The following is a 12,401-nucleotide window of genomic DNA, read 5'->3' as shown; positions in this document are numbered from 1 at the left end:
CGGGTCGCATCAAGACGCCGAACCGGCCGCCTGCGCTGGGGGCTCATCGAGCAGCGGGCAGTTCTCGCACAGTTCCAGTTCGGGCAGCAGATAGCGAATGCAGCACACCCGCCGTTGCCGCCACGGCAGGGCAGCGCCCTGCAGCTCGACATAACGCACCGGCTGATACAGCAGGTTGCGCCGTCCATCAGGCTGCAGGGTCGCCTGCAGGAGGCTGAAACCATCGGCCAGCACGGGCGCAGGCAGCACCTTGCCCAGCGCCGTCAGAATCCACTCGAAGTAATTGCCGGCGTTGCTCCAGAGCACCTTGGGCGCGATCTTCACCTGCGCGGTGAATGCCTGAATCAATGGCGCCAGATGGTCGTGCTGGAGATGGGCAAAACGCTCGAAGGGATCACCAGGGGCGAAGGGTTCACCCGCATCGCGCAGCTTGAACGCCTGTGGCAGGTACTGCGCATCGAACACCACCTCGATGTCGTCGAGGTGCAGCGGCAGGCGCCGGTTCAGCACCAGCGCGGCGGCCACCACTGGCGGGATCAGGCGTACGAAATAATGCTTCGACCACTGCGACAGCAGCGCGCGGCGGTCACCGCCGGTGTACGACTCGCCGAAACGCGCCAGCAGCACCGGTAGCCCCTCGTCGCTGAGCAGTTCGCGCAGCGGCACCGAGGGCCGTGGGTCGTCGTGCAGCACCAGGGTGTCCCGATAAGAGGAGAAATCGCCGATGAACAGCGGCGCCAGTGCCTCAATCACCCTGAGCGATTCCCGATACGTTCAACACAGTACCCCGCTATCAAAAAAACGCTCGCGACCGATCGCCATCAGCGCCGCGCGCTTGTGAGGAAAATCGAACTCCTTTTCTCGGTAGTAACCCAGCGTTTGCATATAACCGATCATCTTCGCGTTGTCCGCACGTGGCTCGGCCACCACCAGGCCTGTGCGCGGATCGTCGAGAAAGGCGTAATGGGTCAGCGCCGCCAGCCAGCTGGCCACCTTGTGCGGCCCGCGATGCGCCTGCTCACCCACCAGCATGTGAATGCCGCGATCATAGTCGTCCACGCGATAGAAAGGCGCAATGCGGTCTTCCCTGGCCCAGTAGAGCTCGAAGTAGGCGAAGGGCTGGTCATCGAAGCAACCGATCAGGCTGTAGACATGCGGATCGGCAGCGATGGTTTCGAGATAGCTGCGGTGCTGCGCCAGATCGCCGCCCTCCTGCCAGAAATGCAGGACGCGCGGCGTATTCTGCCAGCGATTGAAGCGCTCCAGGTCCTGGTCGATGTCCAGCGTCCGCAGGGATATCAAGGCACCCAACCGTGCATCGAAGCGCCGGTAGACCTCGCCCTGGGGCTTGGCCCGGCGCCGGGGATGGCGCTTGCCGTCGCTCATCACCATCTGCTGCGGATAAGGCGGCAGCGCCTGGCGCAACCAGGGCTGCGGCAACTGCCAGAACACGCCGCGCTCGACCTGCGCAAGCGGCGTACCGGCATCACCACGCAGCCAGTCACCACAGGCCTGCAGTGCCTGCTGATCCAGCCCCTGCCAGAGCAGTCGAGGCGCCTGCGGATGAGTGGCGAACCACCAGTAGCTGGCGCACCACAGCGCATCGGCCAGATCGGCCGTAGCCACTTCCAGCACCTGCAGGGCGTTTGCCTCGCCCATGCGCAACTGCATCAGCGGCCGGCCGTCGCAACTCAGCCAGATCGCCGACTCGCGCGACTCACCTTGCAGCACGCGCCCGTTAGGCAAAGGTAGTGCATTCATTGGAAACCCTCCCGGCCATAGGCCTCGGCCATCGCCACCACCACCTTGCGCGGCCCCTTGAAGGGATCGCGGGCATGGGCCGTGAGCATGTTGTCGAGCATCAGGATGTCGCCGTCACGCCAGGGGAAACGAATGGTGCAGGCGTCCAGCACACCGCGCACCTCGTCCAGCAGGCTGGCCTCGATGGGCGTGCCGTCGCCGAAATAGACGTTGCGCGGCAGGCCCTCGAGACCGACCGCGTCGATCAGCACGTCCTGGGTATCGGCGTCCAAGGCCGACAGGTGGAACAGGTGCGCCTGGTTGAACCAGACCCGGTCACCGGTACGCGGATGCTGGGCAACGCCCTGGCAAAGCTGACGCGTGCGCAGCTCGTCATCGCCGAGCCATTCGAAGTCGATACGGCGGGCACTGCAGTAACGCTCGACCGCCTGGCGATCTTCGGTATTGAAGACCTGCTGCCAGGGCAGATCCAGACCATTGCCGTAATTGCGCACATAGAGCAGGCCGCGCTCGGCGAAGCGCTGGCGGATGGCCGGATCGATGCGCCGAAAGACTTTACGGCTATCGGCAATCGGTGTCTCGCCGCCCTGCTCGGCCGCCTGGGCGCAATAGAACCAGATGCGCAGCGGCCATTCGGTGGTGTAGGCCTGCTCGTTATGCAGCGGAATCGGCCGATGGGCTGGAAACTCGGTGGAGGTATACACGCCACCGGCGCTCACCCGGCTACGCGGTGTGGAGCCGAACTCGTAGCTCAGCAATGGATGGCCAAAGGCGCCGGCAAACTGCTGGAAGCTGGCCACATCGACATCGGCGAAGCCACTGAACAGCAGGCCACCGCTCACTTCAAGATGCTCGGCCACCAACTGCTGCAGAGCTGGCAGATGTTCGTGCAGGCCCTGCCCGGCCTGCAGCGGACTGACGCGCATGGGCAGGCCGGCCTCGATGCTCAGGGCGGCCTGCGCCAGATCGATCACTTGATTCATCGTCGCGCTCCCCGCAGGTCGCTGTTCACGCCATGGCCTGACGCAGGCTCAGCGGGCGCATGTCGGTCCACACCTCTTCGATATGGGCCAGGCAGGTCGCCTTGTCGCCGGACACGCCCACGGCGGACCAGCCTTCGGGAATGGCCTTGTACTCGGGCCAGATGGAATACTGCTGCTCATGATTGATCACGACCAGAAAGCGCGCGTTCTCGTTGTCGAAGCTCATGCGATGACCTCTGTGAAAATGACTTGCCCCTGGCCAATAGCGATAGCCATCAGGATTCTCTTAAAGGACGAATGGCCGGGGACAAAATTCAACGATTCATCGCCTCGATCGCCTCGCGCACCTGCGTCGCGATGGCGGCCGTCGAGCGCGGGCCACCAAAGGTCCAGTACGGCGTGGGGAGAAAGGCATAACGCTGCTGCTGGGCGACCGGCAGGGCCTTCCACAGAGGGCTGGCAAAGAACGGCGCCTGCGCCTGTCCACCGATGAACAGTACGCGCAGCCCCGGCTCACTGGCGAAGCGGCGCATGTCGATGCGCCGGTGCAGGCTGTGCGCGGAACGCAAGGTCCAGGGCGAGCGCACCTCTAGGCGGTTCATCAGACTGCCGATCAGTGTCTGCTGGTTGAGGGCGATGAAACTGCCCTGCTGCACCAGCGGATAGAGCACGGCCACCGGCTCGCCCTGCAGGCCTCGCGCGCGAACGGACTGACGCGCGGCAGCCAACGCCTGCCGGCCTTCGCGGATCACGGCAGCGGCCTGCGCCTGCCGCCCGGTCAAGCGACCGAGATGCTCCAGCATGGCCTCGCCGATGGCCACGCCGTCGTAGCCAGTGGATGCCAGCGACACCTGATAGATGAGGGTCGGCGCCAGGCCATCGAGACGCTCGAACAACGGCAGGTGCAGGTAGGCCGCGCCGACGATCAGGTCCGGCTGGAGCCGGGCGATGGCCTCCAGATTGGGCTGCTGCGCGCTGCCCAACGCCACGCTGCTTTCGAGCAGGTCGTTGCCGATGCCGATGTAACGGCGATAGCTGGCCAGGTTGGCCACCCCGACCGGCTCGATCTCCAGCGACACCAGCAACTCGGTACTCAACTCATCGAGGCTGACGATCCGCTGCGGCACATCGCCGATGCCGCTCGACTGTCGGGCCACCAGTTGTGCATCGGCCGCCCAGGCGCCATGCGCCAGACAGAGCAGCAACACCCCATAGACAAGACGCAGCATCGCCACCGCACTAACTCCTTTTGTCACTGAAATAGACGCGGCTGAGCAGCAGCAGGAAGCACGGCGCACCGATGGCGGCCGTGGCGATCCCCAGCGGAATGTCCAGCGGCGCGAGCAGCACGCGCCCGAGCAGATCGGCCGAGGCCAGCAGCGTCGCGCCCAGCAGCGGCGCCGCCAGCAGGCGTTGACGGGCACGATGAAAGCCCAGCAGCCGCACACCATGCGGTACCAGCAAACCGATGAACGCCACCGGCCCGACCACCGCCACGGCCGCGGCGATCAGCGCACTGGCCAGCACGATCAGCAGCACCCGCCGGCTCGGCACTGACAGCCCGAGGCTGCCGGCCACGCCATCGCCCAACTGCAGCAGATCCATCCAGCGCGTGGTCGCCGCGCACAGCGCCAGGCCAATCACCAGCCAGGGCAGCATGACCTGCAGATCACCCCAGGTGCGCCCGTAGCTGCTGCCCACCATCCAGATCAGCGCCTGGGCGATATTGCTGGTGAACTGCGCCATCAGCAGGCTCACCAGGGCCAGCACCACACCGCTGATGGCAAAGCCGGTGAGCGTCACGCGCAACGGCTCCAGGCCATGGCGCAGGTTGAGGCCGATGACGATCACAAGCGCCAGGCCGGCACCCAGCCAGGCCAGCGGGAAGCGCCAGGCCACTGCCAGCTCGGGCATGAAGATCAGCGCCAGCAAGACCACCAGCGCTGCCATCTGGCTCACCCCGAGAATTTCCGGGCCGGCCAGCGGGTTGCGCGTGACCGCCTGCAACAGCATGCCGGCGGTCGCCAGCAATGCCCCGGCAGCCATGTCCACCAGCAGGCGCGGCAAGCGCAGATCGAGCAGGGTCATGGCCAAGGGCTCGCCCATCCATGCCCGCTGCCAGAATACCCAGACGCCCGACTCGCCCTGCGCGGTACCGCCCACCAGCAGCGCCAGGCAGATCAGCACGGCAAGCACGACGAACGACCACAGCGGCAGGCGCATGGCCCGGTTCTCACCCGGCATGCTCGCCGTGACCGCCGCCACCGGCGCGCTGCGCCCGTAGCGCAGCAGCAAGAGAATCGCCAGCGAACCGAGAATGGCCGACAGCACCCCCAGCGGCAGCTGGAACCAGGGCTCCACCGCCGCCACCAGCGCATCGGCGAGCACCGTCAGCAGCGCGCCCCAGATCGCGCACAAGGGGATCAACCGCGAAGGTCGCACCACGGCGAAGGCAAAGCGCAGCAGGTTCGGCGTGATCAGCCCGATGAAGCCCAAGGGGCCTGCCAGATGAATGGCCAGCGCGGCCAGCAGGCTGCCCAGGACGATGCTCAGCCCTTTCAGCCAGGCCGGCGAAAGCCCCAGCGCGCGCATCTGCCCATCGCCCAGCACGGCCAGGTTCATCGGCCGCATCAGCACCAGCAGGGCCAGGGCAATCAGCGGCAACAGATACAGGGCCGGGTGCATCGCGCCCCAACCCAACTGCTGCAGCGAACCGGTATTCCACAGCGATACCACCATCGCCGCCTGGTCGTTGAGGCTGAGAAACAGCGCGATCAGTGCGGCGAAGGTCTGCGCCACCGCCACCCCGGCCAGGGTCAGGCGCAGCGGCGAGGTGTTCCAACCGCCAGCCATGAGGAAAGTAAACAGCGCCGCCAACAGACCACCGACGAAGACCAGCGGCAGGCCCAGGGCGCCGGGTAGAAGCATGCCAAGGATCACGCCCAGTTGCGCTCCGGCGGTGATGCCGAGCAGATCCGGCGACACCAGCGGGTTGCGCGTGATCAGTTGCATGATCGCCCCGGAAACGCCCAGGCAGGCGCCCACCAGCACTCCGGCGAAGGCACGTGGCAGTTGGCTCCACCACAGCAGCAGCCCCTCCAGCGATGGCGTCGACGACAGCGGCGCCAGCCAGGCCTCGGCCGTTGGCCAGGGGTGGCGCAACACGCCCTGCCACAGCAGCATGGCCAGCAGCAGCGCGAGCCCCAGCAGCGCCAGGCCAGCGTGACCGAGCCCGCGTGCAGCGGCTGGCTGCCCGGGGCGACTCAAACTCGTCATCCGTTGTCCTTAGTTACGCAAAAAGGCGAAGGGTGTCCCCCTCGCCTTGGTCTGCTCACTCGGTTGCCGCTTACCAGCGCAGCGATACGCTACCGAGGAAGGTGCGCTCGTCGCCCCAGTAGCAACGCCCGGCATTGTTGCAGCCTGCCACGTACTCCTGATCGAAGAGGTTCTTGGCATTCAGATCGACCGACCAGTTCTCGTCGATGTCGTAGCCGATGGCGGCATCGACCAGGGTCACATCGCCGGTGTCCAGCTTGCCGTAGAGACTCTCGGCGGTGTAGGCAAAGGTGCTGTCGAAGTGGCGCACGCCGCCGCCCAGACGCAGGCCACGCAACGCGCCATCGAGGAAGCGGTAGTTGGCCCAGATCGATGCCTGGTTACGCGGTACACCGGTCATCTGGTGATCTTCGAGCAACGAGCCCGGCGCATCCTTGGTAATCCGTGCATCGGTGTAGGTGTAGGCGGCGGTGATATTCAGGTTGGCGCTGATATCACTGCTGACTTCCAGTTCGACGCCCTTGGAACGGCTTTCGCCGACCTGGCGGTAATCACCACTGTCAAAAATGACGTCATTCTCTTTACGCAGATCGAATACGGCAGCAGTGAACATGGTGTTCCAGCCCTTGGGCTCGTACTTCAGACCCACCTCGTACTGCTCGGCGGTAATGGGATCCAGAGGCCCGTTGGCGCTGGTGGTCTGCTGCACCGGAACGAACGAGGTGGAGTAGCTGACGTAGGGCGACAGGCCGTTCTCGAACTGATACATCACACCGGTCTGCCAGGTGAAGTCGCGGTCGGTGTAATCCAGATCGGACTCGGCGTTGCTGACCGGGCTACTGGCGTCACGCTTGTTGCGATACTGGCTATCCACCGTATCGAAACGACCGCCAAGCAGGAAGATCCAGTTCTCGTACTTGCTCTGCAGCTGGCTGTAGAGACCGGTCATCTGCTGATCGAGTTGCGAGTTCTGGATGGTGAACGGCGTGGTCGGCTCACTGGTCCAGACCGGATTGAATACGTTGATCGACGGGCCGAACCCTGCACTCCAGTCCTGGTTGAAGGAAGTACGGTCGAAACTGGCGCCGACCAGCAGCGTGTGCTGCAAAGCACCGGTATCGAACTTGCCTTCGAGCTGGTTATCCAGCGAATAGGTGATGGACTTGTTGTAGCGGTCGTAAGCCTGCGAACTGACGTTGGTACCGAAGCCCGCGTTGTTCAGTGCGCCCGGCCAGATCTCGTTACGCTGGATGCGCGACTGCATGTAGCGCGAGTTCTGGCGGAACTGCCAGTCGTCATTGAAGCGATGGGTGAACTCGTAACCCAGGGTCCACACCTCGCGCTCGAAGGTGTTCCAGTCCTCGTTACCGAGGAAGGTGTCCTTGTCGAGCTTGCCATTCGGATTATTCAGCAGCGTACCGGCCGCCGGCAGGCCCAGCTCCAGCTTGGTGCGGTCCTTCTGGTAGGTAGACAGCAGGGTCAGGCTGTTGAAATCGTCGAAGTTCAGCGTCAGCGACGGGGCGATATAGATGCGGTTGTCCTGCACGTGATCGACCTGGGTATCGGCCTCGCGACCGACCATCACCACGCGCCCCAGCACATTGCCGCTGTCATTCAGCGGGCCCGAAACATCCACGTTAAGCTGGCGGCGGTTGTTGGAGCCGTAGTTGAGCTGCACTTCACCCTGCGGGGCAGCGGTCGGGCGCTTGCTCACCAGGTTGACCAGGCCACCCGGCGCGTTCTCGCCATAGAGAATCGAGGTCGGCCCACGGAACACTTCCACCCGCTCCAGGCCATAGGGCTCGCTGGTGGTGTCGTAGCGGTTGCCCTGCACGCGCAAACCGTCACGCAGCAGGCCGTAGCCGTAGTCGGTGGCGTTGAAACCACGAATGAAGAACAGATCACCCGCCAGGCCATCACCGGCAGCGAATGGCGGCGCGAAGATACCCGGTACGTAGCCCAACACATCGGTGAGGCTCTGCGATTTCTGGTCTTCGATGCGCTTGCGCGTCACCACCGACACCGAACGCGGCGTCTCCGACAGCGGCGTGCTGGTCTTGCTGGCGGTCAGGCTTTTCTCGGCCTTGTAGCCGTAATCCGGGCCTTGTGGGCGGTCCAGTTCACCTGTGACCGTTTGCGCAGGCAATGTCACCTGATTGGCCTCATCGCTCTCCTGCGCCTGAACCACGCCATGGCATGTGGCTGCAATCACCACGGCCAGGCACTTCAGTTGAAAACGTCCAGCACCTTGCACTGCTTTCGACATCATCTTCTCCCCGATACCGCCAGCCAATCCGCTGGCCTGTCAAAAAAACGCTGGCTAGCCTAACCAATATCAATGCAAAACTAAATAGTAATTTTTATCATTTAGATGGCAATTTGATACAACCTTGCCGTCACCCGTTAAAGGGGCACGTTCTGCTATCGATTGATTAGGTAGTCGATTAAATGGCTGTGATTCCCCGCTCAGGCGGGGAGCCCACATCGAATAGGCTCCCGCCTTCGCGGGAGTGACGGTGAAGCGTTCTTAATGGTTGACCGCAGCGTCGAGGGCGCTGGCGAAGATCTCTGCCACCTGATCCACCTGCGCCGCCGTGATGATCAATGGCGGCAGCAGGCGCAGAACGCTGGAATGGCGCCCGCCCACCTCCAGAATCAGGCCCCGACGCAGGCACTGTTGCTGCACGGCCGAGGCCAGCGCGCGGTTGTGCGGCGCATGCCCCATGGTGTCCGCCCTGCCCTGTGGATCGACCATTTCCACCCCGAGCATCAGCCCCCTGCCGCGCACCTCGCCAATCTGCGGGTAACGCCCCTGCAGTGCCTGCAGGTGAGCACAGAGGCGTTCACCCATGGCGGCGGCGTGCTGGTCCAGGCGCTCCTCGCGGATCAGGCGCAAGGTGGCTGCGCCTGCCGCCATGGCCATCTGGTTGCCACGGAAGGTGCCGGCGTGCGCGCCTGGCTGCCAGCGGTCGAGATCCTTGTGGTAGACCACCACCGCCAGCGGCAGGCTGCCGCCGATGGCCTTGGACAGCACCAGCACGTCCGGTGTGATGCCGGCATGCTCGAAGGCGAACAGCTTGCCGGTACGCCCGATACCGCACTGCACCTCATCGAGAATCAGCGGCACGCCGGCCTCACGGGTGATGCGCCGAATGCCGCGCAACCAGTCGGCGGACGGGGCGATCACCCCGCCCTCGCCCTGCACCGTCTCGAGAATCATGCCGGCGGCCGGCAGCACACCGCTTTCCGGATCGCACAGCTGATTCTCGATGTAATGCAGGCCGACCCCTTCGCCCTCGGCACCGCCCAGGCCGAACGGGCAGCGATAGCCGTAGGGGTACGGCAGCATCTGCACGCCGCTGATCATGCCGTCCAGATACTGCTTGGGCCCCAGGCTGCCCATCAGGCTCAGGGCGCCCTGGGTCATGCCATGGTAGGCGCCGTGGAAAGCCAGCATCTGGCTGCGCCCGGTGGCCGTGCGCACCAGCTTCAATGCCGCCTCCACCGCATCGGTGCCGGCCGGCCCACAGAACTGGATGCGCGCATCGCGGGCGAACTCGGCCGGCAGGCAGGCGAACAGCTCGTTGATGAACTCGTCCTTGGCTTCGGTCATCAGGTCCAGGGTGTGCAGCGGCCGCCTGCCATCGAGCAGGCCACGAATGGCCTGCAACACGACGGGATGGTTGTGCCCCAGGGCCAGGGTGCCGGCACCGGCCAGGCAATCGATGAACCAGCGGCCCTCGCTGTCCTGCACGTGGATGCCCTCGGCGCGGCGCAGCTCCAGCGGGATGCGCCTGGGATAGCTGCGCGCGTTGGACTCCACCTCGCTCTGGTGCTGCAGCCTGGCCGTGCTGGCGAAGCGATAGTCGGCGCCGCGCAGCGTGGCCTCCGGGCCGAGATCGAGCGCGACAGGCATCGGCAGCGGATCGTAATGCGGTTCAATTTGCATGATCGTGACTCTCCAGGCCCAGTGGCCGTGACGATGGATCGAGCGCGGCCAGTTGCCGGCCCAGGTGTTCGATGAAGGACGGATCGCGGACGATGCCCAGGTGGTCGGCCTCGACCCAGCTCGACAGGTGCAACTCGCGGCCCAGGGCGCTCTGCAGCAGCGCCTCGCCGTTGCGGTTGTTCTCCGGCGAGTGCGCGGCCCACCAGGCCTGCACCGGGCTGCGCAGCGGCTGGATGTGCCGGTGTTGCGCGGCCAGCGCGTGCATGTGCCGCTCCAGGGCGAGCAACTGTTGCCAGTCGTCGTCGCCCGAGGTCGACTCATCTGCCACGGCAGCGCGTGGTGCGCGGGCCAGACCGGCGCCGGGTACATAGCCGTCCACCAGGCCGACGAAGGCCACCGTCTTGCCCAGGCGCTCCAACAGCCGGGCCATGGCCAGCACCAGGGCGCCACCCATCGACCAGCCGAGCAGGTGGTAAGGCCCCTGCGCCTGGGTTTCCAGCATCACCCTGACGTAATCGCGGGCCATCTGTTCGAGGCTCTGGTCACGCCAGGACGGCTGTAGCAATTGCCGGTTCTGCAGGCCGAACACCTGCCAGTGCGGCGTCAGAGCGCGGGCCAAGGGGTAGTAGCCGACCAGCGTGCCGCTGACCGGGTGAACGCAGAACAGCGTGGGCCGTTCGGCAGCCGCCTGGTTCAGGCGCAGCAAGGGGCTGGGCGCGTTAGCCGTCGGGGCTTCCTGGCGTGGTGCAGACGCGGCCGGCGTGCCGTCGATCAGGGCTTGCAGCGCATCGCCCACCGCCGCCAGCAACGCCTCGATGCGCTGCACGCGATGGCGCTGGGCGCTGAAACGACAACTGAGACTCAGACGGCCGGCGAACACCTGGCCGTTGATTTCCAGCTCGCGGGTCAGCGCCGTGGCCGGATCGACCAGAGTGCCCGGCGACTCGCTGGCGGGTGCGAAGTGACCATCGCCGAGCTGCGCGTCGAACTGCCCCAGGTAGTTGAAGGCAATCTCGGGCTCGCCCAGCTCGGCCAGGCTGCGGCGTTGTTCCGCGTTACCCAGATGGCGCAGCAGGCCATGCCCCAGGCCCTTGTTGGGCACGCCGCGCAGGCGCTGGCGAACGTCGGCCAGGGTCTGCGGCAGCGTTTCCTGCGCCTGCAGACGCAGCGGGTAGAGACTGGTGAACCAGCCCAGCGTACGGCCGATATCCTGCTCGGCGTGCTCGTCGAGCCATTCGCGCCCATGTCCTTCCAGGGCGATCAGGCTGTCGTCGAGGCCGGCCCAGCGGCGCAACCCTTCGGCCAACGCGGCGAGCAGCACTTCGTCCATGCGCGCATCCTGCTGCTGCAGGGTCTCGCGCAGCAGGCGCTGGGTCTGCGCTTCGCTCAGCTGCCAGGTACAGGTCTGCACCTGGGCATGGCTGGCCTCGCCGGCCGGGTCATCCACGGGCAGGCGTTGGCTGACACGCTGCGCCTGCCAATAGTCCATCTCGCTGGCCAGCGATGCACTCTGCGCGTGGCGCCACAGGTGCTCGGCCCAGGCCTGATAGCTGCCTGGCCGCTCACCGAGATCGACCGGCTGGCCAGCCACAGCCTGCTGGTAGGCGCGGGCCAGATCATCGAGCAGGATGCGCCAGGAAACGCCATCGATGATCAGGTGATGAGCAGCGAGCAACAGGCGCTGGCCGCCATCGGGCATGTCCGCAAGCAGCACCCGCAGCAGTGGGCCGTGCTGCAGGTCCAGGCTGCGCTGGGCAGCCTCGCATTGCGCCTGCAGGGCCGCGTCCGAGTCGATGCGGCGCTGCCACAACAGACGCTCGGCCTGCTCCTCGTCCCGATAGAAGGCCTGCCAGTTGCCCGCTTCATCCTGGCGGAAGGCCAGGCGCAGCGCATCGTGATGCGCGATCAGCCCCTGCAGCGCACGCTGCAGATGCGCGGCCTGCAAGGGTCGACGCACGTCGAGCAGCAATGCCTGGTTCCAGTGCGCACGGTTGGCCATGGGCAGCGAGAAGAAATGCGCCTGGATCGGCGTCAGCGGCAGCTCGCCACTGGCGCGCGGTACCACCAGGTTTTCACTGCCGAGCGGTGTCAGCACCGCCGCCAGATCGGCCAGGCGCGGATGCTGGAATACCGCCTTGGGCGTCAGCTCCCAACCGGCCTTGCGCAGCCGCGTTACCAGGCTCAGGGACTGGATCGAGTCGCCGCCCAGGGCAAAGAACTGGGCATCGCGGCTGATCTGACCAATACCGAGCAACTCGCTCCACAGCCCGGCCAGCAACTGTTCCTGCTCGGTACGCGGTGTCTGGTACGCACCTGCCTCCACCTGCGGTTCGGGCAGGCTCTGCCGGTCCAGCTTGCCGTTGGGCAGCAGCGGCAGACGATCCAGCGCCAGGATATGGCTCGGCACCATATGCGCCGGCAGACGCTGCTTG

General features: G+C 65.5%; 9 protein-coding genes. All 9 read right to left on the bottom strand.

Annotation, left to right across the window (positions count from 1 at the left end; genetic code table 11):
• Positions 1-9: 9 nt before the first annotated feature.
• Complete coding sequence (fhuF, locus tag ACN0X6_RS20135) at positions 10-753, bottom strand: siderophore-iron reductase FhuF (RefSeq protein ID WP_417706703.1); 744 nt, start codon at positions 751-753, stop codon at positions 10-12.
• A 21-nt stretch (positions 754-774) separates the two neighbouring features.
• Complete coding sequence (locus tag ACN0X6_RS20130) at positions 775-1,761, bottom strand: GNAT family N-acetyltransferase (protein WP_417706702.1); 987 nt, start codon at positions 1,759-1,761, stop codon at positions 775-777.
• Positions 1,758-2,744: a TauD/TfdA family dioxygenase gene (locus ACN0X6_RS20125; protein WP_417706700.1), complete on the bottom strand. Its 987-nt coding sequence runs from the start codon at positions 2,742-2,744 to the stop codon at positions 1,758-1,760. The genes ACN0X6_RS20130 and ACN0X6_RS20125 overlap by 4 nt, the downstream gene beginning before the upstream one ends.
• 25 nt (positions 2,745-2,769) lie before the next feature.
• Positions 2,770-2,970: an MbtH family protein gene (locus ACN0X6_RS20120; protein WP_003247048.1), complete on the bottom strand. Its 201-nt coding sequence runs from the start codon at positions 2,968-2,970 to the stop codon at positions 2,770-2,772.
• A gap of 88 nt (positions 2,971-3,058) precedes the next feature.
• Positions 3,059-3,973 carry an iron-siderophore ABC transporter substrate-binding protein gene (locus ACN0X6_RS20115; RefSeq protein WP_417706697.1) on the bottom strand — a complete coding sequence of 305 codons (915 nt, stop codon included), beginning with the start codon at positions 3,971-3,973 and terminating at the stop codon, positions 3,059-3,061.
• A 10-nt stretch (positions 3,974-3,983) separates the two neighbouring features.
• Positions 3,984-6,020 carry a Fe(3+)-hydroxamate ABC transporter permease FhuB gene (gene fhuB, locus ACN0X6_RS20110; RefSeq protein ID WP_417706696.1) on the bottom strand — a complete coding sequence of 679 codons (2,037 nt, stop codon included), beginning with the start codon at positions 6,018-6,020 and terminating at the stop codon, positions 3,984-3,986.
• A gap of 70 nt (positions 6,021-6,090) precedes the next feature.
• Positions 6,091-8,286: a TonB-dependent siderophore receptor gene (locus ACN0X6_RS20105; RefSeq protein ID WP_417706694.1), complete on the bottom strand. Its 2,196-nt coding sequence runs from the start codon at positions 8,284-8,286 to the stop codon at positions 6,091-6,093.
• A gap of 261 nt (positions 8,287-8,547) precedes the next feature.
• The gene (locus tag ACN0X6_RS20100; protein WP_417706693.1) at positions 8,548-9,969 is read right to left on the bottom strand and encodes an aspartate aminotransferase family protein; all 1,422 of its coding nucleotides are present in this window, start codon (positions 9,967-9,969) and stop codon (positions 8,548-8,550) included.
• Positions 9,959-12,401, bottom strand: a 2,443-nt coding sequence (locus ACN0X6_RS20095) for a condensation domain-containing protein (protein ID WP_417706691.1), incomplete at its 5' end; no start/stop codon positions are given. The genes ACN0X6_RS20100 and ACN0X6_RS20095, both read right to left, overlap by 11 nt.

The sequence above is a fragment of the Pseudomonas sp. genome (genome assembly GCF_048269965.1).
Taxonomy (GTDB): Bacteria; Pseudomonadota; Gammaproteobacteria; order Pseudomonadales; family Pseudomonadaceae; genus Aquipseudomonas.
Note: the sequence above shows the minus strand (reverse complement) of the source record. Positions and strands in the feature narration are given on the sequence as shown.

Excerpts from the sequence above, each read along its gene's own strand:
- ACN0X6_RS20125 (WP_417706700.1), bottom strand. The coding sequence starts at position 2,744 with ATGAATCAAGTGATCGATCTGGCGCAGGCCGCCCTGAGCATCGAGGCC.
- ACN0X6_RS20115 (WP_417706697.1), bottom strand. The coding sequence starts at position 3,973 with ATGCTGCGTCTTGTCTATGGGGTGTTGCTGCTCTGTCTGGCGCATGGC.
- ACN0X6_RS20105 (WP_417706694.1), bottom strand. The coding sequence starts at position 8,286 with ATGTCGAAAGCAGTGCAAGGTGCTGGACGTTTTCAACTGAAGTGCCTG.
- fhuB (WP_417706696.1), bottom strand. The coding sequence starts at position 6,020 with ATGACGAGTTTGAGTCGCCCCGGGCAGCCAGCCGCTGCACGCGGGCTC.
- ACN0X6_RS20130 (WP_417706702.1), bottom strand. The coding sequence starts at position 1,761 with ATGAATGCACTACCTTTGCCTAACGGGCGCGTGCTGCAAGGTGAGTCG.
- ACN0X6_RS20100 (WP_417706693.1), bottom strand. The coding sequence starts at position 9,969 with ATGCAAATTGAACCGCATTACGATCCGCTGCCGATGCCTGTCGCGCTC.
- ACN0X6_RS20120 (WP_003247048.1), bottom strand. The coding sequence starts at position 2,970 with ATGAGCTTCGACAACGAGAACGCGCGCTTTCTGGTCGTGATCAATCAT.